General features: G+C 53.6%; 21 protein-coding genes. 5 read left to right on the top strand and 16 right to left on the bottom strand.

What is annotated here, in order from left to right:
• The 5 genes from BRO54_RS04750 to BRO54_RS04730 all read right to left on the bottom strand — a co-directional run.
• On the bottom strand, window positions 1-245 hold a 245-nt coding region (locus BRO54_RS04750; protein ID WP_239691205.1), incomplete at its 3' end, for a helix-turn-helix domain-containing protein.
• A gap of 339 nt (window positions 246-584) precedes the next feature.
• Window positions 585-1,472, bottom strand: coding sequence for a sulfite exporter TauE/SafE family protein (locus tag BRO54_RS04745; protein WP_074043259.1), 888 nt, complete (start codon window positions 1,470-1,472; stop codon window positions 585-587).
• Between the two features lie 267 nt (window positions 1,473-1,739).
• Window positions 1,740-3,098: a type I glutamate--ammonia ligase gene (gene glnA / locus BRO54_RS04740; RefSeq protein ID WP_013523716.1), complete on the bottom strand. Its 1,359-nt coding sequence runs from the start codon at window positions 3,096-3,098 to the stop codon at window positions 1,740-1,742.
• A 212-nt stretch (window positions 3,099-3,310) separates the two neighbouring features.
• A complete protein-coding gene (locus BRO54_RS04735) occupies window positions 3,311-3,700 on the bottom strand; it encodes a gamma-glutamylcyclotransferase family protein (RefSeq protein WP_033012766.1) in 390 nt (129 codons plus the stop codon).
• A gap of 258 nt (window positions 3,701-3,958) precedes the next feature.
• Window positions 3,959-4,522, bottom strand: a complete 564-nt coding sequence (locus BRO54_RS04730) for a thioredoxin family protein (protein ID WP_033012764.1) — start codon at window positions 4,520-4,522, stop codon at window positions 3,959-3,961.
• Window positions 4,523-4,660: 138 nt separating this feature from the next.
• Here BRO54_RS04730 and BRO54_RS04725 point away from each other — a divergent pair, with 138 nt between their 5' ends.
• The 3 genes from BRO54_RS04725 (at window position 4,661) to BRO54_RS04715 (ending at window position 7,566) form a co-directional block, all read left to right on the top strand.
• Window positions 4,661-5,647 (top strand): coiled-coil domain-containing protein, encoded by a 987-nt coding sequence (locus BRO54_RS04725; protein ID WP_074043258.1) that lies wholly within the window; start codon window positions 4,661-4,663, stop codon window positions 5,645-5,647.
• A 261-nt stretch (window positions 5,648-5,908) separates the two neighbouring features.
• Window positions 5,909-6,913 carry an LLM class flavin-dependent oxidoreductase gene (locus tag BRO54_RS04720; RefSeq protein ID WP_074043257.1) on the top strand — a complete coding sequence of 335 codons (1,005 nt, stop codon included), beginning with the start codon at window positions 5,909-5,911 and terminating at the stop codon, window positions 6,911-6,913.
• A 5-nt stretch (window positions 6,914-6,918) separates the two neighbouring features.
• Window positions 6,919-7,566: an MOSC domain-containing protein gene (locus BRO54_RS04715; RefSeq protein WP_074043256.1), complete on the top strand. Its 648-nt coding sequence runs from the start codon at window positions 6,919-6,921 to the stop codon at window positions 7,564-7,566.
• A 164-nt stretch (window positions 7,567-7,730) separates the two neighbouring features.
• Here the strand turns inward: BRO54_RS04715 and BRO54_RS04710 are convergent, their stop codons facing one another.
• The 8 genes from BRO54_RS04710 to BRO54_RS04675 form a co-directional block, all read right to left on the bottom strand.
• Entirely contained in the window at window positions 7,731-9,533 is a 1,803-nt protein-coding gene (locus BRO54_RS04710; RefSeq protein ID WP_074043255.1) for an ABC transporter ATP-binding protein, read from the bottom strand.
• Window positions 9,517-11,253 (bottom strand): ABC transporter ATP-binding protein, encoded by a 1,737-nt coding sequence (locus BRO54_RS04705; RefSeq protein ID WP_074043254.1) that lies wholly within the window; start codon window positions 11,251-11,253, stop codon window positions 9,517-9,519. The genes BRO54_RS04710 and BRO54_RS04705 overlap by 17 nt, the downstream gene beginning before the upstream one ends.
• 229 nt (window positions 11,254-11,482) lie before the next feature.
• Window positions 11,483-11,908 (bottom strand): STAS domain-containing protein, encoded by a 426-nt coding sequence (locus BRO54_RS04700; protein ID WP_074043253.1) that lies wholly within the window; start codon window positions 11,906-11,908, stop codon window positions 11,483-11,485.
• A 92-nt stretch (window positions 11,909-12,000) separates the two neighbouring features.
• The gene (locus BRO54_RS04695; protein ID WP_074043252.1) at window positions 12,001-12,426 is read right to left on the bottom strand and encodes an ATP-binding protein; all 426 of its coding nucleotides are present in this window, start codon (window positions 12,424-12,426) and stop codon (window positions 12,001-12,003) included.
• Between the two features lie 12 nt (window positions 12,427-12,438).
• A complete protein-coding gene (locus BRO54_RS04690; protein ID WP_074043251.1) occupies window positions 12,439-13,884 on the bottom strand; it encodes a SpoIIE family protein phosphatase in 1,446 nt (481 codons plus the stop codon).
• Between the two features lie 227 nt (window positions 13,885-14,111).
• Window positions 14,112-15,215 (bottom strand): GerAB/ArcD/ProY family transporter, encoded by a 1,104-nt coding sequence (locus BRO54_RS04685; RefSeq protein WP_074043264.1) that lies wholly within the window; start codon window positions 15,213-15,215, stop codon window positions 14,112-14,114.
• Window positions 15,216-15,272: 57 nt separating this feature from the next.
• Complete coding sequence (locus tag BRO54_RS04680) at window positions 15,273-16,481, bottom strand: Ger(x)C family spore germination protein (RefSeq protein ID WP_011231120.1); 1,209 nt, start codon at window positions 16,479-16,481, stop codon at window positions 15,273-15,275.
• A complete protein-coding gene (locus BRO54_RS04675) occupies window positions 16,478-18,097 on the bottom strand; it encodes a spore germination protein (protein WP_074043250.1) in 1,620 nt (539 codons plus the stop codon). The genes BRO54_RS04680 and BRO54_RS04675 overlap by 4 nt, the downstream gene beginning before the upstream one ends.
• A gap of 129 nt (window positions 18,098-18,226) precedes the next feature.
• On the opposite strand from BRO54_RS04675, the gene BRO54_RS19785 reads away from it, so the two are divergent.
• Entirely contained in the window at window positions 18,227-18,454 is a 228-nt protein-coding gene (locus BRO54_RS19785) for a YczF family membrane protein (RefSeq protein ID WP_041467851.1), read from the top strand.
• 44 nt (window positions 18,455-18,498) lie between these two features.
• On the opposite strand, the gene BRO54_RS04665 is transcribed toward BRO54_RS19785, so the two are convergent.
• Genes BRO54_RS04665 through BRO54_RS04655 form a run of 3 tightly spaced genes read right to left on the bottom strand, consistent with a single transcriptional unit; the run spans window position 18,499 to window position 21,452 of the window.
• Window positions 18,499-20,205: an ABC transporter permease gene (locus tag BRO54_RS04665; RefSeq protein WP_074043249.1), complete on the bottom strand. Its 1,707-nt coding sequence runs from the start codon at window positions 20,203-20,205 to the stop codon at window positions 18,499-18,501.
• Window positions 20,180-21,079 (bottom strand): ABC transporter ATP-binding protein, encoded by a 900-nt coding sequence (locus tag BRO54_RS04660; protein ID WP_066233662.1) that lies wholly within the window; start codon window positions 21,077-21,079, stop codon window positions 20,180-20,182. Before BRO54_RS04660 ends, BRO54_RS04665 begins: the two co-directional genes overlap by 26 nt.
• Window positions 21,045-21,452: a GntR family transcriptional regulator gene (locus BRO54_RS04655; protein WP_066233659.1), complete on the bottom strand. Its 408-nt coding sequence runs from the start codon at window positions 21,450-21,452 to the stop codon at window positions 21,045-21,047. Before BRO54_RS04655 ends, BRO54_RS04660 begins: the two co-directional genes overlap by 35 nt.
• Window positions 21,453-21,663: 211 nt before the next feature.
• Between BRO54_RS04655 and BRO54_RS04650 the strand changes: the two genes are divergently transcribed.
• The gene (locus tag BRO54_RS04650) at window positions 21,664-22,752 is read left to right on the top strand and encodes a GerAB/ArcD/ProY family transporter (protein WP_066233656.1); all 1,089 of its coding nucleotides are present in this window, start codon (window positions 21,664-21,666) and stop codon (window positions 22,750-22,752) included.
• Window positions 22,753-22,754 lie beyond the last annotated feature (2 nt).

Here is a 22,754-nt window from a genome sequence, read left to right as displayed (position 1 = left end):
GCCAGCTCTCGTAACTTTTTTAAATAATCATTCTCTGCTTTCAGTCTTCGATTCTCTTCCTCTAAACTGCACTCTTTTTTTCGAGGCCTTCCCTTGAATGGAGACTTGGATGTCCCGCGCCGTTCTTCGAGCCCTTTTAGACCATGTTCATGGTAACGTTTTACCCAAAGTCTGATCGTTTTCGTGCAGGGAATCCCTAACTCTTGGCATATCCGCTTATATCCCCATCCTTCTTCGATGTACATCTGGACAGCCCTCCATTTAAACTCCACGGAATAAGTGGTCTTCCCTTTCGGTGTTTGCTTGGTCTCGAACATAAACAAATCCCTCCAGTGTTTTTACTGACAGTATGGGCATTTTCCCAACTGTCTACACTAGAGGGATAATATCAGAGGGCAAGAGCCGCCTTCTCGTTTCAACTGTCGTCAACGGGGCAACAACTGCTCCGCGCGCTATTTTTGAGGGCAGGCGCTGTCGACCGTTGCCCTCCGCAGCATGAACAAGCCCCCCTGCTGCTCGACCCGCTCGCATCCAACGCTGCCGCCAACGGAAAGGCGCCGTCGTTTACCAAGCGCCCCCAATGCTTATGAAGCCAACTCCCCGCTAGTCGCTTTTCCTTTCCGTCCATTTCTTATCGCCAGCCATACCGCCGCGGCCCAGCCGATGACGATGAGGCCATAAACGGTCGGATACACCGGCGCGGGCGCCTCCCAAGCGTGCAGGAGCGTGCGGACGTTCGTCAAAATAATCAACCCGCCGACCAACACTCCAAGCAAATGGGACGGCAGTTTGCGCACAAGCCAAGCGGCGATCGGCGCAGCGACGATCCCACCAACCATGAGCGTCAACACCCAGTACCAGTTCACTTGCTCCCAACCAAGCGAAATGACGAATCCTAGCGTCGCCGACAACGCGACGGCAAATTCGGACGTATCGACCGTGCCGACCACCTTGCGCGCTTCCATGCTTTTATTGGCCAACAACACCGGCGTCGCAATCGGCCCCCAGCCCCCGCCGCCGGTCGCATCAAGGAAACCGGCTGCCAATCCGAGCGGGATGAGCTGTTTATTTGACCACTGTTTTCCAGGCGCCGACGGCGCGCGGCCGTTCAACACTAAAAATCGATAAATAATGTAAAAGCCAAGCGCCAACAAAAACAAGGATACATATGGTTTAATCAAATCTCCCGGCAAATTGCTTAAAAAGCATGCCCCAACAAACGCGCCGATCGAGCCGGGAATGATGAGCCTGCCGACCATACCGCGGTCGACGTTGCCGAACTTCCAATGAGAGGCGCCAGACGCCGCCGTCGTCACCACTTCCGCCAAATGAACGGACGCCGAGGCGACGGCCGGAGCGATGCCAAACGTCAATAACAACGTCGACGAGGTGACGCCGTACGCCATCCCAAGCGAGCCGTCAATCAGCTGGGCGATAAATCCTACAAACACAAAAACGATCAGTTTTTTCATTGGTTTCCCTCCGTTTGCAATGGTTGAGCGCGTTACTTATAATTTAAATCTCATTATTCATAGATGTCAACTATGAATTTTTAAAAAATAAAAAATGCTATCATTATATTTTAGTCCCCGCTCGCAAGATGACGTTGCGAACACCGACGGCTTGGCGGCCGACGGGCGGAAGGCGCCGCGCGGCCGTCCATAAAGACAAACAGCCGCCTGCAGAAAAAAGGCGCCCCGAATATGGCGACGGGACACCTTTTGGATGCTGGCTTTCGATCAGAACTTCCCTTGATACCGCTCGACTTCCCAAGCGTGGACCGCCGTGCGGTAGCTGTTCCATTCGTCTTTTTTCATCGCGACGTATTCGTTGAATACGTGCTCGCCAAGCGTCGCGCGGCCGATTTCTCCGCTTTCGAACGCAGCGATGGCCTCGCCCAAGTTTTCCGGCAAGTTGTCAATGCCAAGCTCCGCACGGCGTTCTTCCGACATATGGAAGATGTCTTCATCAATCGGCGCCGGAGCGGTTAAGCCTTTTTCGACACCGTCAAGGCCAGCGGCAGCGATGATGGCATACGCCAAATACGGATTGGCCGACGGATCCGGGCAACGGAGCTCAACGCGCGTCGCAACACCGCGTTTGGCCGGAATGCGGATGAGCGCCGAACGGTTGGAAGCGGACCAAGCGATGTAGCAAGGCGCTTCATACCCTGGCACAAGCCGTTTGTACGAGTTGACAAGCGGGTTCGTGACCGCTGCAAAGTGTTTTACGTTTTTCAACAAGCCCGCGATGAATTGGTACGCTGTTTCTGACAACTGGTTCGCATCGTTCGGATCAAAGAACGCATTTTCCCCATCTTTGAAGAGGGAAATGTTGACATGCATGCCTGAACCGTTGATGCCAAACACTGGTTTTGGCATAAACGTCGCATGGAGACCGAACTTGCTGGCGATCGTTTTGACAACCCATTTGTACGTCGTCGCATTGTCAGCCGCACCGAGCGCATCGGCATATTTGAAGTTGATCTCATGCTGGCCTTCCGCCACTTCATGGTGCGACGCTTCAATCGTAAAGCCCATCGCTTTTAAGGCGCGGTAAATTTCAAGGCGAACGCGCTCGCCCAAGTCTTTTGGAGACGGTTCGAAATAACCGCCGCCATCATGGAGCTCGAGCGTCGGATTGCCGTTTTCATCAGCTTTGAACAGGAAAAACTCCAGCTCCGGACCGACCGAGATCGTATATCCTTTTTCCGCCGCCCGCTCGATCGTTTTTTTCAGCACGTTGCGCGGGTCGCCTTCAAACAGCGTGCCGTCCGGGTTGGTCACCGAGCAGAGAAAGCGCGCTTCCGCATAGCCTTCCTCGACCGTCCACGGCAAAACAGCAAACGTATTCAAATCCGGCAGCAAGTACAAGTCGGAACGGTTGATCGGCGAGAAGCCTTTGATCGACGAACCATCAAACATGATTTTCCCTTCGACAACATCATCAAGCTGTTCAGCCGTCACGGTCACGTGCTTTAAAATCCCTTCAATGTCGACAAACTGCAAATGAAGAAGCTCAACGTTTTTTTCTTTGATCTTCTCTTTGATTTGTTCTAACAACTCCGTTTGTGTAGAGGAAACGAACGGTTTTGACATGTTACATTACCTCACATTCGTGCGTTTATTTTTCTAACATGATTTTATTATAGAAAAAGAGAAGCCGTTTGGCAACACTTTTTTATCAATTTTTCTGTATTTTTATAATGAATTTTTTGCAAACGGTTTCAAACAAGACGAATATTTATACAAAAAAGCCAGCCAAGGAGACGATCGTCTCCTCGGCCGACTTTTTCTATCCGCTATTGATGTTACGTTTTCTCCTCACGCCGACGCCACGAGCCGGACGAAATGATCGGCAGGCCGGCGGCTTTTTCCGGCAAGTAAACGTAGACGTACCCTTCGATCGGCTGGTGGGCGTCGCGGACCCATATCCGCTCATATTCGTTATCGTCCCGTCCTTCGGCGTAGTCTTCAAGCTCATCCATCGCTTTGAGCCCTTCCTCCGTCACCGTCAACCATTCCCCTTCCACTTCCCCTTCTTCTCCGAGCACAAGCGCAGGGTACGGGCCGACGCTGTACAAACGGCCGTTCACCTTCCCTGGGCATACGGCGCGAACATAGGGAGCTACGACATCATGGTTGTCCTCGCCGGTCAGCAACGTCCCATACACAAACACTTGATATCGTCTTTCCGCCATCTCACTTTTCTCCTTTTGTTTATATAACATTGATTATGAAAACTCAAAGAAGAAAACAAAAACAATGGAAGCCCTGCCTCTCATCCATCCTTGCCGCTCCGTGGCGGCGCCAGTGTGAATTTGTCAAGCGGACAGCGGGCAACGAAAAAGCCGCGCCAGCTCCATGAGCAGCAACGGCACGGCTTGCGATGATCCCACAGCAAACGAATGACGCTTTCTTCATCATATCCGTTCGACAACGAGAAGTCAAGCAACAGTTTACGCGGATGGCTTCCATTTAATGCTGCAGCCGATGCTCGGCTTTTGCTTTTCCGGCACCGAACGGCCCTCCAGCAAAGCGTCCAGCGCGGCGCGGATCGATTCCCCGGTTACCGGAATGCCGTTGTTCGGCCGCGAATCATCAAGCTGGCCGCGGTAAACGCATTTCAGCTCACGGTCGAAAATATAAAAATCCGGGGTGCAGGCGGCGTCGTACGCCTTCGCCACTTCTTGCGTTTCGTCATACAAGTATGGGAACGGGTAGCCAAGCTCTTTAGCCACTTTTTTCATGTTTTCGGGCGAATCTTCCGGATATTGTTCAGCGTCGTTGGAGTTGATGGCGACAAACGACACCCCTTTGGGCATATAATCGTTTGCTAGGCGAACAAGCTCGTGCTGTACATGCTTTACAAACGGGCAATGATTGCAAATGAACATAATGACAGTCGCTACGTCCGATTTCACATCCTCAAGACGAACGACGTTGCCATCGATGACATTCGTGAGGGCAAACGGGGGCGCTTGTTTGCCAAGCGGAAACATATTCGATTCGACAGCTGGCATACCTAACACCCTTTCTTCCATTTTTTCTCTTTCTATTATACCAAAAGAGAGCGGAACGCCACAAATAAACCGCCCAAACCGACCGAGCGGCAGCGGCATATGATGCCACATAGACGAACGGAAAGGAGGCTTTTCCCATTGATTTACATGAACAAACAGATGACCCTGCGCGTGTACGGTGCAACTCCGCCTCCCTCCTCGCATTCGGTGTTTTATTACCGACGCGCAAAAACGGAACAAATGATTGAAGAGCAAACCCAGCTGCTTGAACAATTGACCGAGGCGTTCCTTCGCCTCAAGCTGGCGGTGGAGGAAGGACGAAAGCAGCAAGCCGATGATCGTGAGAAAATCGCCGATGCCTTGACTCGGCTTGAGCGTTCGCTTGCCGCCGGGCAAACGGAACAAGCCGAGCATAGCGGGCGTCTCGTCAAGGCGCTAGACGGCCTCAAGGGGATGGTGGCGGCAAGCCAAACCGAGCAAACTGAACTGTATCGCGAACTAACTGAAACCGTTTCGCGCTTCATTGATGCCTCTAATGCCGGGCAAAACCTGCAGGCGGAGCAAAGCAAGCAATGGGTGGCAGCGTTCGACCGGCTCGAGCAATTGCTCGCTGCCGGACAACGAGAGCAAGCGGAGCTCGCCGAAACGCTGGCCCGCCTTGAACGATCGGTCAACGCCCACGAGCAGATGGAGCACGAACAGCGGCGCGCATGGGAGGAGCAGTTCGCAAAAGAAGAAACAGCGCGCCAAGCGGTCATCGAAGCGTTGATGGTGCAAAGTGAAGCGATGCACCGGCTTGAGCGGCAATCGACTGAGCGGGAACAAACAACCGAAGGAATGGCCGCCCGCCTGGAAGGGCAAGAAAAACTGTACCAAAAATTAGTGGAACAGCTCGAGTTGCAGCACGTCTTTCACCAGACAGTCATCGAGCGGCTTGAAGCGCAAGAGGCGGCGCAATACAAAGTGACCCGCCAGCTCGATAGCTTAAAAGAAGCGCTGTATGAACGATGCTCCTTTATCGTTGACAGCGTCAAACAACTGTTTTTCTCGTTCTTTTCCGGGCGGGGGCGCAGCCAAAAAATCGACCGCCAAGCCGCTGAACCAAAAAACCCGATCCGCTTGTAGAATGTCATCCTCTTTCGGCGTCTGCCGCCATCCGCCGGCTGAAACGGCGGACTGTTTTTTTGGCTGGCTGCCGTCGGATGGCAAAAGCAAATCAATGGACAACAAGAAACGAAACATCCCATAATAAGAACTAACCATTTTTATCATCTCGCGCCGAGAAGACCCCCACTTCCACGCGTGAGCGTAGGTGGGAGAGCGTTCAACCGCAAGGAAAAGAAAGCCTTGATACAATCAACATTTCTAGAGGGAGGAGAAATGATCATGCCGCTAAAGCTCAGCGTTCTTGATCAATCGCCAATCGCCGAAGGCATGACCGCGGAAGAAGCGCTTGAAAACACGGTCCGGCTCGCCCAGTTTGTCGAAGAGCTCGGCTACAAGCGTTTTTGGGTGTCCGAACATCACGACGCGAACAGCCTCGCCGGCTCGTCTCCAGAAGTGCTGCTTGGACACATCGGGGCGAAAACGTCGCGCATTCGCATCGGCTCAGGCGGGGTGATGTTGCCGCACTACAGTGCCTATAAAGTGGCAGAAAACTTCCGCGTGTTGGCTGGTCTAGCCCCCGGCCGCGTCGATCTCGGCATCGGCCGCGCGCCTGGCGGCATGCCGCGGGCGACGATGGCGCTCCAAGACGCCCGGCCGCGTTCAGCGGACCGCTATCCGGAACAAATCGATGACTTGCTTGGGTATTTGCACGATGCGCTTCCGCCCGTCCACCCGCTTTATGGCGTCAAGGCGACTCCGATTGTGCAATCGCCTCCGGACGTGTGGCTGCTCGGCTCCAGTTCGGAAACAGCGAAGCTGGCGGCGGAAAAAGGTCTGCCGTACGCCTTCGCGCAATTTATTAACGGCGAAGGCGGCGAAGAGTACATGCGGCTGTATCGCGACCGGTTTACCCCATCGCCGCTTTTGAACGAGCCGCGTACACTCGTGGCTGTATTTGCCATTTGCGCCGAAACGGATGAAAAAGCGGAATGGATCGCGGGAAGCCTTGACTTGACGCTGCTCATGATCGAGCAAGGGATGGCCGTCAACGGTACGCCGAGCCCAGAAAAAGCAGCCGCCTACCCATACAGCCCGTATGAACGCAAACGGATTGAGGACAACCGGAAGCGGATGATCGTCGGCAGTCCAGCGCGCGTCAAAGACGAGCTGTATCGGCTGAGCGAAGAGTATGAAACAGAGGAAATCATGCTCGTGACGATTACATACGACTTCAAAGATAAACTCGCGAGTTTCCGGCTCATCGCCGACGCTGTATGGGGGTGAACGCGATGCAGATTCTCTCCATTAATGTCGGGAAGCCGAAAACGATCCACATCGGCGGCCAGCGGATCACAACCGGCATTGACAAAACGCCGGTCACTCATCCCGTTGCGGTCGGCAAACAAAACTTGGCTGGAGATGGACAAGCCGACCTCGTCCATCACGGAGGAGAAGATAAAGCGATTTGCGCCTATCCGTCCGAGCATTTCGTCTATTGGGAAGAGCGATACGGCCGCCCGTTTACGGCGGGGGCGTTTGGAGAAAACTGGACGCTTCTCGGTTTGACGGAAGACGATGTGTGTCTTGGCGACATTTATGCCGCCGGCACGGCGCTCGTACAAGTGTCACAGCCGCGCCAGCCGTGCTCCAAATTGGCCTTCAAACATCAGCTGCCCGATTTGCCGAAAGCCGTCTGCCAGACAGGAAAAAGCGGGTTTTACTTTCGCGTTCTCAAAGAGGGCGTCGTCGCTCCAGGCGCGCCGCTCGTTCTCGTCGAGCAGGGCGCGGGGGCGCTATCCATCGCGTATATCAATCACATTTACTATCACGAGCGCGACAACACCACCGCCATGAAGCAAATCGCCAGCCATCCGGCCTTATCCGCAAGCTGGCGCGAAGCGTTTCAAAAGCGCCTCTCCGAGCGAACGCGTCCTTAAGCCTATGCTGGCAAGACACGCCCGACACAAGCCGGCGTTTCACACAGCGATAGAAAGACGCCCTGATCGTCGACCCTCGCGACACATGGCTTTGTTCAACGATCGGGGCGCTCGTTTTCGGTTCGGTTCAGCGGAAGAGCGACGTCGCCGCGCAGGCCCACTCCTCATCGGGCCACATGCACACTGCGCAACCAATAGCGCTGATACAATTGGAAATAAAATCCTTTTGCAACCAGCAGCTCTTCATGCGTCCCTTGCTCGATCACTTTGCCTTCGTTGAGCACAAGGATGCGGTCGGCATGTTGAATCGTGTTCAACCGATGGGCAATGACAAAGCACGTCCGGCCGTTCATGAGCCGCGCGAGCGCTTCTTGAATGCGCACTTCGGTCACCGTATCGATGTTGCTCGTCGCTTCGTCCAAAATCAAAATGGACGGGTCGGCGATCATCGCCCGAGCGATGGCCAACAGCTGCCGCTGCCCTTGGCTGATTCCGCCGCCTCCTGGGGCCAAAACGGTGTCATAGCCGTCCGGCAGCTTCATAATAAAGGAGTGGGCGTTCGCCTGGCGCGCCGCCTCCTCGACTTCTTCATCGGTCGCCTCAAGCCGGCCGTAACGAATGTTGTCGCGGATCGTTCCGGCGAACAAAAACGTATCTTGAAGCACAAACGCCATATGCCGGCGCAAACTCGCCCGCTTGATCGTCCGGCTGTCGCGCCCGTCAATCAAAATCACTCCTCGATCTGGATCGTAAAAGCGGGTCAACAGCTGCAATACGGTCGTTTTGCCGGCTCCAGTTGGGCCGACAAGCGCGACCGTCTCCCCCGGGGCGACGGAAAAGGTGACGCCGTCGAGCGCCGGGCGCTGTTTGTCGTAGGAAAAGACGACTTGACGAAACTCGATGCGTCCATCAAGCCGGTCCAAGACCGCCGCTTCCCGCTCGTCTTCCTCTTCTTTCGGCAAATCCAAAATTTCCAACACCCGCTCAGCGCCAGCCAACGCCGACAGCAGTGTATTCCATTGGTTGGCCAAGTCGTTAAGCGGTCGGGTAAACTGGCGGGCGTATTCGACAAACACGACGATCGTCCCGACCGATATCGCTCCTTTGGCCGCCAGCCATCCGCCGACGCCAGCGATAAGGGCGAAGCTTACGTTGTTTAAAAAGTTCATCAGCTTCGGGATGAAGCCGGAATACGTTTGCGCCCAAAACCCGGCTTGTTTCAGCTCGGCGTTTTTGCGCGCCAATTCAGACTCCATCCGCTCTTCTTGGGAAAACAGCTTCACGACTTTCTGTCCGGAAATGACCTCTTCGATAAAGCCGTTCATCTCACCGAGCGCCCGTTGCTGCTCACGGAAACGCACCCGCGTCCGGTTTGTGATCCAGCGCATGCCCACATACATCAGCGGCACGACAACAAGCGTTACGATCGTCAACACAACGCTCTGTGAAAGCATTACCACTATAGCGCCCATCAAAGTCAACGTGCTCGAGACGACCTGGACAACAGTACTGTTAAATGTCTGGCTCATATTGTCGATGTCATTTGTAATCCGGCTCATCAGCTCCCCTTGCTGGCGGCGGTCAAAAAACGAAATCGGCAGCTCATGAAAATGGCGAAACAACCGCTCTCTGATCGCATGCACCGTCCGCTGGCCGACATCGATCATCCAATAGTTTTGCAAAAACGTCGCCGCGCCAAGGGCAATATAAATGGCAAGAAGCAAAACGAGCGTCGCTAAAAAACCGTCCGTCCTCCGCTCGACGATGTACACATCGACCGCCCAGCCGATGACGTACGGGCCGGCGAGCGCCAGCGCTGAGCTGGCGACAACCATGGCCATAGCCGCAAACAGCTTTCGCTTTTGCGGAGCGATAAATGCCCAGAGCCGCCGCAAGGTGCCGACGCTGTTTTTTGCCCGCTGGTTCGCCCCGAAGCGCGCTCCGTGAGGACTATGCCGTAGTGACATCCATTGGTCCCTTCTTTCCTTCCTGCGTCGCGACAATGCGACGGTATAACTCGCTTTCCGCCAACAATTGTTCATGGCTTCCTTGCGCGATCAGGCGGCCGTCTTCCAAAAGCAAAATCGTATCCGCCGCCATCGCTGTGCTCACCTTTTGCGTCACCATCACCGTCGTGCACGCATACCGCCGCAACGCTGCGAGCAGCTTTGCTTCCGTCTCTGCATCGAGCGCGCTTGTGCTGTCATCCAAAAGCAAAATGCGCGGTTGCCCAACCAAGGCGCGGGCGATTGACAGCCGCTGCTTTTGCCCGCCTGATAAATTGACGCCCTTTTGGCCGATCAGTGCGTCGTATCCATCCGGAAACCGAGTGATTGTTTCATGAATTTGCGCATCACGAGCCGCCTGCACGATCTCTTCCATCGTCGCTGTCATCTTGCCGAAGCGGAGGTTGTCGGCGACCGTTCCGGAAAATAGCAGCACTTCCTGCGGAACAAATCGAACATACATTCGCAGTTGTTCGACAGAAAACTCGCGCACGTCGATGCCGTCGATCAACACTCGCCCGGCGCCTGGTTCATACAGCCGGGGGATGAGCTGAAGAAGCGTCGATTTGCCGGAACCAGTCGCCCCTAAAATAGCCGCCGTTTCTTGCGCGCGGATGACAAACGATACGTCAGAAAGCGCGTCATGTTCGCTGTCTGGATAGCGGAACGAAACGTGCTCAAAGCGAATTTCCCCGCGCCGGACGATCGGTCCATCGGCTCTGTGCTCCCCGCTTCGCTCTTCCGGCACCTCAAGCAGTTCAGCGAGGCGGGCGGCCGAGGCGCGCGCCCGCGAGAACGCCATGGTAATAAACGTAAACATCGACAACGCCGCCGTCGCCCGCGTCGCGTAGTTGACGACGGCGACGACTTGCCCGGCGCTCGCCGTCCCGGACTCAACATCCAGGCGGCCGAAAAACAGCAGAGCGAGAATGGCCGTGTTCATCAAAACCAACAACACCGGGGTGATCGTCTCGATGAGGCGCAGCACGCCCATCGTCCGCTCCATGAGCGCATCGTTCGCCGCCATAAATCGCTCTTGCTCGTATTCTTTTCTCATCCACGCTTTGATGAGGCGCATGCCGGCCAAATTTTCGCGCATCACGCCGTTGACGCGATCAAGCGCTCGTTGGACGGCGGAAAAGGACGCCGCCGCCCTTTGCACAATCCACAATAAAAAAGCGGCGGACAGCGGAACGGCCACCGCCAAAACGAATGCTAGGCGCGCATGAACAACAAACGCCATCGCGACGCCAAAGACGACCAGAAGCGGTGCACGAAAGGCGATGCGCAAACTCATAAACAACATGTTTTGCACTTGGGTCACATCGTTCGTCATCCGGGTGATGAGCGAGGCCGGCGACAGCTGTTCGATGCGCGCAAGTGAAAACGATTGGATTTTGGCAAACAGCGCCGTCCGCAGCGCAAATCCGTACTCCTGACCGACGTAGGCAGCGGCAAATGAGTTGGCGATGCCCGAGGCAAACGCTAACAGCGACGCCCCGAGCATCACGGCTCCCCACGTGAAAATGGCCGCAACATCCTGTTTCATGACGCCATCGTCGATGATTTTCCCCATCAACAGCGGCTGCCAAAGCTCGATGATGAGCTCGATCAACATAAACAACCAAGCTAACGCCATCCACTTCCGGTATGGCCGCAAATAGATAAGCACCCGCCGCATGTTTGCGACACTCTCCTCTCCGTTGCCACTGCGGCGCCGAGCCGCCCGTCATCACCTATTTGATTTCATTCTAAACCCGAAAGATTGATTTGACAATGGTTATGCATTGATTGGTGATGCTCCCGGCCAAGACAGGCAAAGCCCCCGGGCGAACGTGCGTCGCTCGGGGGCTATTGACGGCGATACGAGAACAACGATCTGTTGTCATGATGGCAGCGCACCATGCCATCTACAATTCGCACCGACGCCAGGCCGAATACAACGCCTCTTGGCTCATATGGTCGAAAGAGCTTGGCGGTGCAAGGGACAACAGCTGTTGTTCATCGCCAACGATCGGCAACAGCCGGTCGAGCTTGGCTATCAGCAAAATCTTTTCTATAGCGGCGTTATCCCGGACGACGATGGCCATGGCGCGGCCGGCGCTGACGATTTGCTTAAAAAAGCGGACAAGGAGCGCTAATCCAGTGCTGTCCAAAAATTGAAGGCCGCTCACGTCGACGACGACAAGGCGGTGCTTGACGGCAGCCACCGCCGTCGCCAGCTTTTGTTCCGCCGCGAGCTGTGTATCGTAGGCGAGCCGTCCGGTTAGCTTGATGCATTTGTATGCGCGTTCTACAACTGTTTCCAATTCAAACGACAACCGATGCTGTTTCATTGTATCCCCCTATCGTTGACCAGCCATGCCCTGTCCCCGCCACCACCCGCATTCGTTCCGATCACATGAGTGCGTCATTGCACCAAAGCCCGCTATGTCGCGTTCCGACTCATTTTCATGACAAGCATCCACCGGCCGCCCTTCCGCTCAACCCACATAACGTCATCCATAATCTCGCGGATGAGCAAGAGCCCTCGCCCCGATTCGGCGAGCAATACATCGGAGAGCGTCATTTGATCGAGCTGCTCGATCACTTCCACCGGAACGCCGCCGCCCTCATCCTCAACCGCCACGGCCACATCAGCGCTTGTGACGAAAAAGGAGAGCGAAATCGTCCCCGCCTCCATCCCCGCCCGTTGAACAGCTTTGACAGCATTGACGACCGCTTCATGCACCGCCAACACAAACAATTCCGCATCACGGACAGCAAACAACGAAGCAGCCTGCTCTGCAAGGAGATGGCAAACCAAAACCGCTTCCTCGTCCGCCCGGCAGCGCACGATCCATTCACACACCACAAAGCGTCCCGCCTATCCATGAACAGTGATGGACAATAAGCAAATGTCGTCGGAAGGGCTGACGAGCGGCGGACCTTGGCTGATTAAACGTTCGAGGAAGCGTTTATCCGGCAAATGGCGGCACATTTGCGTGCATGAGCGAATTTTTTCAATGCTTTGCAAAATCGATGGGTCGATCTCCTCTAAAATACCGTCTGTATACAAAAGAAGACGGGCCCGCTTGTCGTAATGAATCACCTCTTTTTCAAACGGCAAGGAAAACGGGCTGCCGATCGCCAAACCGCCTTTGTCCAACTCGTGGACGCTTCCGTCGTCAAAAACGAGCAGCCCAGCCGGATGGCCGGCGTTGGTATATTCAATTTTTCGCTCTTTCGTGTCAATCACTAAATAAATCATAGAAAACAGGTGACGGATGTCGTTTGCCTCATCAGGAAACAACGTTTGCACATGCTTTTCCAGCTCGCTCGCCACTGAGACCGGATCGATGACGCGCACGATCAACCCGCGCAAAAGCGAACGGAGCAGCATGCTCACCAAAGCCGACGAAATGCCGTGGCCCATCACGTCGATGACGATGACCCCGTAGCGGTATAAATCGATTTGATAGCAAGCGTAAATATCGCCCGACAGGTCATCGGACGGAATATACACAGCATCCATCGTCACCGCCTCGTTTTGAATGAGCGGCGTCAACAAGTTGTGCTGAATTTTTTTCGCCAGCTCGATCTGGCGCCGCCGCTCAGCCTCTTTTTGCTTTTGCTTCGTCTCGTCTTCGACAAGGACGATATATCCGTCCGCTTGAAGCACGGGAATGACCGTATAGGCGACATTTGCGGACGTGCCGTCCCGGCGCTGCACCATCCCTTCGCCGCATTGCTGCTCTTTGGGCGGAAACGGAAGACATGTTTGGCTGCCGCAACGAAAGAGCGCCCATATCGGGCGGCCGACCGCCTCTTCTTTTCGGCGCCCAAACAGCCGCTCCGCACTAAGCCCCCAATCTTGCACTGTTCCGTCCGCCGCCACCGGAACAACAGCAAACGGGGCGGAATCGTAAATGGCTTCGAGCAACTCGGACGGCGTCGGTCGGTTGGCCGGCGGCATAGCGGCGTGTTCAATAAAATGCCAAACGAGCCATTCTCCCTCGCTGCCTGACAACCTATAGACGTTCATCCGACTCGTACATGCTTTCCCGCTTTTCGCCACATGGCGCGCTTCCCCTTGCCAACCTCCGTCCTTTTTTACCGCCTCGGCAACGCGGTCCAACAACGCGGCTGACCATTCGTCTGAAAACAGAGCGCCGACTGGCCGCCCGACTAATTCGTTTTTGGCAAATCCGAGCCATCTTGCCATCCGCTCACTGACCGCAACAATCGAAAATCGGCGGTCGGTAATCACCATGCCGCTGCCCAACTGTTCTGCGTCTAGCTGATCGATCACCTGTACATTCGCCTTCACCATCGTTCAACCCTTTTTCTTTATAATCAAATCAATAGCCCTCAGCTGACACCGGCTTCCCGAAAAAAAACGCGCATCGGCGCCGGGTTGTTTCCACCCCGCCTTCGGGTTGCATGTTCAGCACCACTTTTTGCTCCATTGTTCCCCATAGGAACAAGGTTATTGTTGTATTCGTGTTTTTTTGCGGTTTTTCCTGCTTGTTGCAGCATAAATCTTCTAGTCCATTTTTCTTATTTTGTCGATTGTCCAAACCGCCGGCGAATCGCAGCGATCACTAGCAAGAGCACCGGAATGATGATTTGCAGCGGGATGTGCAAGTAAAAGGTGACGATCTTCAACCCCTCGTAAATGTGCTCTGCGTAGTTGCTGGCGATGGCGACAGACAAAAGCAGCACAAGCAATCCAAGCGGGTAAACGATCCGCTGGTGTCTTGATATGCCAAACAGGTGGGCCGCTCCGACGAGCCCGGCATAAAAAAAGATCGAGATTTTAAAAAAGCCGCCGATAATGAGCGCGATCATGAAAAAAACATCAAGCCGCTCGAAAAAATGGGCGACTTGCACGCGGCGGATCGTATCAAGCAGCGGAAACGCCGAGCGAGACGCAGCATCCGGGCCGAGAACAGCCATATTGATCGCGGCAATGACCGCCAAGTTCACCCCGGTGAACACCATGCCAGCGATGGCGGCCCGGTTCACTTTCGCGGGGTTGTTCGTATACGGAAACAACATCGTAAACACGATCATCTCACCAAACGGCACATACAACGTTTCCGTGAACACCGTTTTCCACACTCGGTTCCACCCTTCCTCCAGCACCGGCTGCAGCTGAGACAGATCGACGATCCCGGAAACCAATACGAGCACAAACCCCGACAGCGCCAACACATAAAGCAGGGTCAAAAACAGTTCGCCGGTGCGCGCCAGCACTTCCAATCCTTTATAGGCGCCGTACATGACAACCAGCGCCATAATGGCGTTTAAGACAAACAACGGCGTTTCCGGGTAGGCAAACGTCAACAACAACTCGCCGAAGTCGCGCAACACGCGAGCGGCAATGTAAAGAAAATACGTCACATATACGATTCCTAACAATTTGCCAAGAGGCGCCCCAACAATGCGCTGCATATAGACGATCAATGGCTGATCAGGATAATAGCGAAACAAACGCCCATAAACAGAGAATACAAGCAGCCCGAGCGCCAGTCCAAGCAAAATGGCGATCCACACGTCCTGTTTGGCGCTCGTGCCGAGCGGAATGACGATGGCGCTGCCGTGTTCGAACAATACGATTAAAACGAACATTTGGCGTGCATTGATTTTTATGCGTTCCAACTGAATTTCACCGCCTTTATCTGTTTGCGCGCTTCCCATCTCCCCTATCACAACGATTTATCCTCTCGGCGTATACGGTTTATTGCGCAATCCTGTGCGGCGAATATACATATCAGCGGTTACGGTGACGTCAAGCTCAGGAAAATAACGATCATGCCACTTACTTTCAATTTTTTTCCACAGGCGTGGGTCAGTGCGATGAACGGCCTCGCCAAATCCGAAAACATCCGTTTTGTCGCGTTGGGCTGTTTCGATCGCTTCTTCCACTTCTTGCTTTAAATTTTTCTTGATTTCTTTCTCTAGCTGGAACAGCATGCTGGCATCACTTAAATCAATGGGTACGCGAGTTTCAATCACGTCCCCTTCGGCCTGAATATGAACGGAAATCACCGGCCGACCGTCTTTTACCTTCGCCTTGACATCCGTTTTTGCTCGCACAACCTGGTAATTGATTGCTTCTTTCTTTCCTTTCCATGAAACGGTCAGATTAGTTTGTCGAATACAATCAAGCAACCAAAGCACACCCCTTGATGACGGTCCATCCACCCAATCAACGAGACGGTCGTTTTTAAATAATGCGAGTCCTTCCAATTTAATGCGGGCATCCGGCACGGACGACTGAACGTTTTCTTGCCGTTTTCCGCGCTTCAGATCTCCTTCGACTGTCACCCCAGTGATCACCAAATTGCGGCCTGCAGTCGCCAAGCAATGAATCGCTCCCCAAATATCAACATGAACCGTTTCTCCCCAATTTTTGCTGGAAAATTCAATAGTTTTAATAATTTGGTTGGCGGAAATTTTATCGATCGGCGTCAACACCGTCAACACGTCTTTCGCCAAATAGGTGCGGGCGATGACCAAGTGCGCTGTCGGCCGGAGCTGGTTGCCTCGTTCCATGGCATCAAGCACCCCACTCAGCCCTTCACGTGCCACTTCTTCACCGACAACAATCAAATTCGTATGGGCGTAATAAGGGAGACGTGACAGTTTTTCCGATGCTTTTCGACTCGCTTCAACCAACGTATCCCCTGTTGATGTATAAATAGACACCGGCACGCCCGCCGCTCCGCCGCCGCGCTGCGTCGCGCCGGCGACGTTGCCTGGGTTGACCACTTGAAATGTAACTAAGTATTTTCCATCTTCCGTTTTATCCAAGCCAATAGCAACGATAAACGCCAAATCAGTCAGTTCTTTTTGGCTCCAGCAGCCGGACAACAGCCCTGCGCAGATGGCAAGGGAAACAATGACAGTGATGGCTCGCCTCATGATCCGCCCCCCTTTTCTTGACGCGATGGCGCCGGCGGCTCTGGTTTTTGATCGCCCGACTGGCGGACGATGTTTTTCTGATTGATGAGACGCGGCCGCTCGCGGAACATCCATGTAGGCAGACGAAACAGCGTATCGCCCATGTTAGTCGGAATGAACGGGGCAAGCGGCGACATGTACGGCACGCCGAACGAACGCAAGCTGCACAAATGAATCGTCATCACCAAAATCCCCATCATAATGCCATAAAAACCGAACATGGCGGCCAAAAACATCAACCCAAAGCGGATGAGCCGCGCGGAGATGGCAATGGCAAACGACGGCGTCGCAAAGCTGGCGATGGCAGTAATCGACACGACAATGACCATCGCCGACGACACAAATCCTGCTTCCACCGCCGCCTGGCCGATGACCAAAGCGCCCACGATCGACACGGCTTGACCGACGGCGCGCGGCAGGCGGACGCCGGCTTCGCGCAAAATTTCAAACGTCACTTCCATGACGAGCGCTTCGACGAATCCCGGAAACGGCACCGCCTCGCGCTGAGCGGCGATGGCGATGACGAGCTGGGTCGGGATCATTTCTTGATGGAACGTTGTCGCTGCAATATAAATGGCTGGAGCGACAAGAGAAATAAAAAAAATCAGGACGCGCAAAAAGCGCAACGCAGTCGAAATATCAAAACGGGCGTAATAGTCTTCGACCGCCTGAAAAAATTGAATGAACAACGCAGGCGCAACGAGAACGAACGGAGTTCCTTCGACAAAAACAGCCACCCGCCCTTCCAATAAATTAGCAGCAACAATATCCGGCCGTTCCGTATGATATGTCGTCGGAAAGGTGGTAAACGTTTGATCTTCAATCAACTGTTCAATATAGCCCGATTCAAGCACGCCGTCGATGTCAATGCGGCGCAGGCGCGCCTTTACCTCTTCAATAATCTCGTTGTTGGCGATCCCTTTAATGTACATGATGGCAACGTCCGTCTGCGTCACCGTGCCGATTTGCATCGTCTCCAGCCAAAGATTCGGATTTCTAATGCGACGGCGGATCATCGCTGTGTTCGTGCGCAACGACTCCGTAAATCCCTCGCGCGGCCCGCGGACGGCGATTTGCGTTTGCGGCTCTTCGATCGAACGATATTCCCCGCCTTTCGTACTCGCGCTGATGGCAAACGGCACCCCGTCGATGAGCATGACCGTCGCTCCGGAAAACAGCTCAAAAAAGAGCTTCCTCCAGTCAGAAATATGTTTCACACCGCCGACCGCGGCGAGCTTTTTCTCGATCCATTGAAACCGCTCTTTTTCCTCAAGCGCCAGCGGAAACGACGCTTGAAGCAGCGGCGTCAGCACAAACTCGTACACGTTTTTCTCATCAACAAGCCCGTCGACAAAAATGATAGCCGCCTTGATTTGCCATTCCTGGCCCAACGCAAAACGGCGGATGACAACATCGTTGCTCTCTCCGGTCTTTTGGCGAATGATGTCAATATTGACGGCCAGTTCAGCAGAAAGCGGCTCTTGCGGGACATCCGACGCCTCGCCGCTATGGTCCGGTCCTTCTTGCTTGACGTCCATTCGCTTTTTCTGCCGGCTCATCCCCCATTGAAACAGCATGCCCCTCTCCTCCTCGCTCCGCATCATTTTATCATCCATTATAGACAAGCGGCCAAAAACGTATACGACAGCGTATCGTTTCCTTCTTGCTAGCAAACACTAACCTCAAAAAGCGGCAGGTGTCTGGCGTTGAAAATCATTTTTGTCTCTCTCACCTTTCTCTTGCTTCTGATCACTACCGCCGTCGGAATGGACAGGCTGATGGGACTGACGTTATACCAATCGCTCCATAACGTCATCAATCCGTTTCGCGTCATGGAGACGCCTGAGCTGTTCATCTTATTTCTGTTCCTTCTTTTGTGGGTGCTCGATTTGTTGACCGTATGGCTTTGGCGGCGGAAAAAAACGGCTTCTTGACAAAAAATGAAACGGGCAGGAATCTTCCCCTGCCCGTTTGCCTGTCATTTTTCGATTTTCTCCCACATGTGCCGCTCTTCTAGCCATTGACGCACATGGAGGTTGTATTCATCGAGTGGGAGGCTGAATGAATCGCCGTCGCTTTGCAGCAATTCAATATTCCCCTGCCATGCGCGCCCCCCGCCGATGATGTCCTCCACCGGCTCATTCCATAAATCTTGTTTGAGCGCCTGGACAAACGACTCGATCTCCTTCGGCTCGGCAAGCACAACCTCTGCCCACCCAGTTTCCACATTTCGGATCGTCACCTGACGGATCGGTGAATAGCCCCCTGGGCGAAGCAGCAAATAATATTGCTGCTTATATTCTTTTGAACCCATGATGCGCTGAAAATACGGCATGTACGGTTCAATCGGCACTTCGTAGCGGCGGATGAGGCGCGTGCCGTCTTTGAGCACATAGCCGATCACAATCGGCTGGATGTTGCCAAAACGTGACGGGAGCGGCTGATCGTGCACAAGCTGCTCGTGAAACGCCCTTACAGCCTTGATGTTGTCCTTCGTGCGCAAAAACTGGTCATACTCTTCAAACGAACTCCCCATCCTGTCAGGATATTCCCAATTCATCATTGATTGGCCGAAATATACTTGTTTGATGTCCGCTAGCGCCGGCACGCGCTGTTCGTACCCGGTCGGATCGAAACGAACCAACAGGCAGAGCAACGCCATCGTTGCCGCAAACCCAACATATCCTTTCCAACGATGAAAAACGCGCCACGTTTTGGCAATGGCCATTTGCGCAATGGCATAGCCGACGAGCGAAAACGCGACATAGCCGAATACAATCCACCCCCATTCACGTTCTACCTGCCCAAAATAAAACCCGCCGACAAGCCATGAGCAGAACGCCACCCCGTACACAAACAGCGGGCGAAGCACTGAAAAGGCGAGCGCCTGCCCGGCCGCTTCCGTCGGCCGCCGCTCGTACAGCCAAATGGACAAACCGAAAAATAGAAGCGACAACAGCAACAACATCCCGATTTCTCCCGCACTCAGCGCCTGATTCGTCAGCATCGCATAGCGAATCGGAATCACCCACTGATCCAGTTCGCTCGATAAATAGTACGTATCCGGAAATCCATACAATAATAACGATAGGTTGCTAAACATAAGGACCATGATGCCGGCCGGGAAAACGAGAAAAATGTTGGTCAGCACGACATGCATCACCGATTGGCCGACGAGCACACCGACAACAATGCCGAGGGCAAAAATAACCGTTTCCATCACCAGCGTCTCACCGAACCAACGCCCTACATCCGCCGCCCCAATCGGCCACGGGAGATCGAGCCCATACAGGCATCCAATGGCGGCCAACGCTGTCACTGCAAGCGGCACAATCAAAAGCATCCAGCCAAATAGCACTTGCCCCACAAGCAGTTCGGTGCGGCGGATTGGCAAGCTATGGATGAAATCAGCCGACCGTTTCTCGTGCATGTAGCGAAGCACACCGGCCGCCGCCAAGATCGGGACAAGCCAAGCAATCAGCGTCTCAAACCCATTGGATATATAGTATACGTTCTTCCATTGCGGCACATTTCCGACTTTTGGATCATATTGCGAGTACGAAAGCCCAATCGGCAATACGATCGCCGCCAGCCATAACAGCAGATGAATGATGGCAATCCAGCCGATTTGGCGAACATTTTGCGTCCACATGGCGCGGTTAGCCGACAACCGTTTCGCGGACATCGACAACATCCCCCATTTCATACACAAAAATTTCTTCCAACGACAACGGCAAGACGTCAAGAATGAGCGGAGCAAACGAACTCACCGTCTCTTCGATGGATCGTTTCTCGCCGCGGACGACAAGAAGAACGATGCTGCCGCGCTCCTCGCGATGCACGATGTCAAGGCGTTCGGCCAACTCGCTCGGAAATCCGCCGCGAAACGCGACTTGAATTTTATGCATCCCGGCGCGCAGCTCGTTTAAATCGCGCTCCATCCGTACGGTCCCTTGCGCCATCAATCCGACGATGTCGCATAAATCTTCGAGCTCGCGCAAATTGTGCGACGAAATGACGACCGTCATCTCCCGTTCGGCCACTTCTTCTATGAGCAGCTGCTTCACATGACGGCGGACGAATGCATCGAGCCCATCAAGCGGCTCATCCATAATGAGCACATCAGGCTGGACGGAAAAGGCGAGCCAAAACGCCGCTTGGCGCTGCATGCCTTTGGAAAACTGCTGAATTTTTTGATCAACATCAAGCGAAAAAGCGGACCGCAATTCTGTAAACCGCCCGCGGCTGAACGACGGGTACAGTTGCTCGTAAAAATCCGCCATTTGCCGAATCGTCGCGTGCGGAAAAAAGTAGACAAAGTCCGGCAAAAACAAAAGGCGTTGCTTCACCCGGACATTTTCCCACACATCCTCCCCGTCCACTGTAATCGTTCCGCGATCTTGGCGGAGAATGCCGGCCATCATCTTTAGCAGCGTCGTTTTCCCGGCGCCGTTCGGGCCGAGCAGCCCGTAAATCGCTCCTTTTGGCACCATCATGTTCGCGCCCTTGACGGCGGCAAATCGATCAAACGTTTTTGTCACGTCCACGAGTTGAATCATCGTTTTCCCCCTCTTTCTCCCCTTCTATGATCCATCGCCATAACTGCTCGTCTGTCACCCCTAAAAACCGTGCTTCCTTGACAAGGCGGACAAACTGCTCACGGACCGCAGCGATCGCCTCGATGTTTGGTTCTTTCGAGCGCGGCGCAACGAAACTGCCTTTCCCTGGAATCGAATAAATCCAGCCATCGCGCTCAAGTTCGCGATACGCTTTTTGAATCGTGTTCGGGTTGACCATCAATTGTTTTGCCATCATCCGGACCGACGGCAGCTGATCGTGCGGCTGCCATAGTTCGCGAACGATCATTTCTTTCATTTTGTCAATCAGCTGCTCGTAAATCGGTTGGCGGCTTCGCCAATCGAACTCAAACATCTCCCCTCCTCCTCTCATTGTCACAACCGTACTACATCTAATAGTACACACAAAACAGAAGAAAGGCAATAGTTTTTTCCAAAATGCTGTCTCGTTGTTATTGTGTCCAATAGTCTAATACAGTTGCACGACCACCTTTATAACGAATAAACGTCCATCGCTTGAAAATACTGTTAATGGAGATCAAATTCACAGCAGAAAGGGACTGGCGATGAACGGGCAGCCGCTGAATGTTCTACAGTTGTTATGCATGGTCATGCTGTCAACCGGGTTGATGAATCACGTCCTTGTGATCCCGATCTTGCTCGAAGCATCGCACCGGGATGCATGGATTGCTGCGGTTGGCGCTTTGCTCGCTCTTCCGCTTTGGCTGCCGTTTCTGTATTTTGCCATTAAACAAACAAGCAGGCAACGCCTGTTTGATTGGCTTCAAACCCAATACTCGCGCGCCGCTGCCTATCTATTCGCCTTCAGCAGCAGCATCTTTTTGTTAGTTCATAGCTTCGTGACATTAAACGATACGGTCACGTTTACGACAACATCGTATTTGACAGCGACGCCGAGATGGGCGCTTATCATCGTCATCGCCGCTCTTTGTTTTTATAACGCGTATCGCGGCATTCACTCGATCGCCAATACCGCACTTGTTATTTTGACTTTCGTCACACTGTTTGGTTTTTTCGTCATGTTCTCAACGATGCCGCATAAAGACTACTCATTATTAAAACCAATGTTCGAACACGGATGGAAGCCTATTTTTCAGGGAATCATGTACGCAGGGGCAGGTTACGCAGAGGTCATTATACTTTTATTCCTTTCTCACCATCTGCCGAAAACATTTTCCATGAAGGCGCTCATCATGATTGCCATCTTGACCGGCAGCTTAAGCATCGGGCCGACGATCGGCGCAATTACGGAGTTTGGCCCCGAACAGGCGACGCGCCTTCGCTATCCGGCTTTTGAACAATGGCGGATGGTCAATCTAGGCACGTATATCGAACATGTCGATTTTTTATCCGTCTACCAGTGGCTGTCCGGTGCTTTTATTCGCATTTCCTTATTTACAGCTCTGCTTGTCGAGCTGTTCCCAGTGCAACACGAACAAACACGCCGCTGGATGCTCATTTCCATTTATACGATAATCATATTGGCGTCGCTCGTTCAGATCAGCGATGAACAATTTTTTCATTTCGTAAAATATTGGGTGTTGCCATCATCGCTCATCTTTTCTCTCGCTCTTTCTGTTTTGATTAGCGTGCTCGGGATGATTACTTATTTCAAAAAGAAGAGGGGGATGTGATA

The sequence above is a fragment of the Geobacillus proteiniphilus genome, assembly GCF_001908025.1.
Classification (GTDB): domain Bacteria; phylum Bacillota; class Bacilli; order Bacillales; family Anoxybacillaceae; genus Geobacillus; species Geobacillus proteiniphilus.
This window is presented reverse-complemented; position numbering and strand designations above follow the sequence as displayed.

Coding starts and splice junctions, on each gene's coding strand:
- BRO54_RS04745 (WP_074043259.1), bottom strand. CDS start 1,472: ATGAAAAAACTGATCGTTTTTGTGTTTGTAGGATTTATCGCCCAGCTG.
- glnA (WP_013523716.1), bottom strand. CDS start 3,098: ATGTCAAAACCGTTCGTTTCCTCTACACAAACGGAGTTGTTAGAACAA.
- BRO54_RS04735 (WP_033012766.1), bottom strand. CDS start 3,700: ATGGCGGAAAGACGATATCAAGTGTTTGTGTATGGGACGTTGCTGACC.
- BRO54_RS04730 (WP_033012764.1), bottom strand. CDS start 4,522: ATGCCAGCTGTCGAATCGAATATGTTTCCGCTTGGCAAACAAGCGCCC.
- BRO54_RS04720 (WP_074043257.1), top strand. CDS start 5,909: ATGCCGCTAAAGCTCAGCGTTCTTGATCAATCGCCAATCGCCGAAGGC.
- BRO54_RS04715 (WP_074043256.1), top strand. CDS start 6,919: ATGCAGATTCTCTCCATTAATGTCGGGAAGCCGAAAACGATCCACATC.
- BRO54_RS04710 (WP_074043255.1), bottom strand. CDS start 9,533: ATGTCACTACGGCATAGTCCTCACGGAGCGCGCTTCGGGGCGAACCAG.
- BRO54_RS04705 (WP_074043254.1), bottom strand. CDS start 11,253: ATGCGGCGGGTGCTTATCTATTTGCGGCCATACCGGAAGTGGATGGCG.
- BRO54_RS04700 (WP_074043253.1), bottom strand. CDS start 11,908: ATGAAACAGCATCGGTTGTCGTTTGAATTGGAAACAGTTGTAGAACGC.
- BRO54_RS04690 (WP_074043251.1), bottom strand. CDS start 13,884: ATGGTGAAGGCGAATGTACAGGTGATCGATCAGCTAGACGCAGAACAG.
- BRO54_RS04680 (WP_011231120.1), bottom strand. CDS start 16,481: ATGAGGCGAGCCATCACTGTCATTGTTTCCCTTGCCATCTGCGCAGGG.
- BRO54_RS04675 (WP_074043250.1), bottom strand. CDS start 18,097: ATGCTGTTTCAATGGGGGATGAGCCGGCAGAAAAAGCGAATGGACGTC.
- BRO54_RS04665 (WP_074043249.1), bottom strand. CDS start 20,205: ATGTCCGCGAAACGGTTGTCGGCTAACCGCGCCATGTGGACGCAAAAT.
- BRO54_RS04660 (WP_066233662.1), bottom strand. CDS start 21,079: ATGATTCAACTCGTGGACGTGACAAAAACGTTTGATCGATTTGCCGCC.
- BRO54_RS04655 (WP_066233659.1), bottom strand. CDS start 21,452: ATGTTTGAGTTCGATTGGCGAAGCCGCCAACCGATTTACGAGCAGCTG.
- BRO54_RS04650 (WP_066233656.1), top strand. CDS start 21,664: ATGAACGGGCAGCCGCTGAATGTTCTACAGTTGTTATGCATGGTCATG.